Genomic DNA, 1,081 nt, shown 5'->3' with positions numbered 1-1,081 from the left:
CACGCTGAGGCCGTCACGGAAGTGGGCGTCGCGCAGGAAGTCGGCGGCTTCGAGGAGGGTGAGGGCGCGAAGACGGTCGGCGGGGGTCGGGTCGGTCATGGTCTTCTCCAGGTCGGGTGTGGGAGGGTCGGGGCGCCGGCCCGGCGGTCTACGACACCGCCGGGCCGGTTGCGGGCGGTCATGAAAGGCGCGGCTACTCGGAGCCCTCGGCGGTACCCCACGCCTCGCACGCCGCGTCCAACTCGGCGTGCCGCTCCCACGAGCCGCCGATGATCCCGCCGGTCCAGTCGCGCCACTGGCCCGAGTTGAAGAAGTCGCCGGCGCCGATGCTGTGGTCGATGACCTTGCGAGCCGCGTCGACGACTGCGGCCGGATCGGCGTAGCCCTCCACCGGCAGCGAGGTGGGGTACTCGTTGGAGCCGTCCGCCTTCAGCTCGGCGAACAGCCACTGCGGGCCACGCGCGGGCTCGCCCTGCTCCTCCTCGATGCCGGTGTGCCACTCCCAGATCAGCAGCAGCCCATGCGGCCACGGGGTACCGGCGGGGATGTCCTCGGTCATCTCGCCGACCGTGCCCGACGGGTCGAGGGTGATCACGGCGTTCAGGTAGCAGTACGTGCCGCGGGTCTCGCCGTCGTCCGTCCATGTGTGGTCGGTGGGTTCCAGGCCGGTGGCGGTGAGGGCGTCGCAGACGGCGGTGATGTACGAGTCGTGGGGCAGAGTGCGGTCAGTCATGGTCAATTCCTCCTGGTTTTCGGTGTGTTGGGATGGTAGGGGGTGGCAGTGACAGCCGCCGGGCCGGTCGACGTCGTACAGGCGGTCACCGGCCCGCATGACGGCAGTTCGACTCGCACGAGTCGTCCCAGTCGTCCGGGTCCTTGAACGGCGGCCGGAACCTGGCGGGCAGGAAGTGGCCGCGAGAGCACCGGTATCCCTGTCTCGGTTTCGGCTTGCCGGTCATCCGGGTGTCTTTCTGGTGGGTGGGGTGGGCGGTCACGGCCGGACAACAGGCGCGGCCGGGTGCACGTCCCGCGGCTTACCGCAGTGCTTGCAGTTCGCGAGCCGCCGCTTGGCGTCGCTCAC

At 70.3% G+C, this 1,081-nt stretch carries 1 protein-coding gene; it reads right to left on the bottom strand.

Annotated elements, in window-relative coordinates:
• Positions 1-193: 193 nt before the first annotated feature.
• Positions 194-733 (bottom strand): hypothetical protein, encoded by a 540-nt coding sequence (locus IG02_RS0135410; protein ID WP_030757707.1) that lies wholly within the window; start codon positions 731-733, stop codon positions 194-196.
• Positions 734-1,081: the final 348 nt, after the last annotated feature.

This window comes from Streptomyces sp. NRRL F-5135 (genome assembly GCF_000719775.1).
GTDB lineage: Bacteria > Actinomycetota > Actinomycetes > Streptomycetales > Streptomycetaceae > Streptomyces > Streptomyces hebeiensis.
This window is presented reverse-complemented; position numbering and strand designations above follow the sequence as displayed.

Bases quoted from the DNA above. Each gene is read 5' to 3' on its own strand.
- IG02_RS0135410 (WP_030757707.1), bottom strand. From the start codon at position 733: ATGACTGACCGCACTCTGCCCCACGACTCGTACATCACCGCCGTCTGC.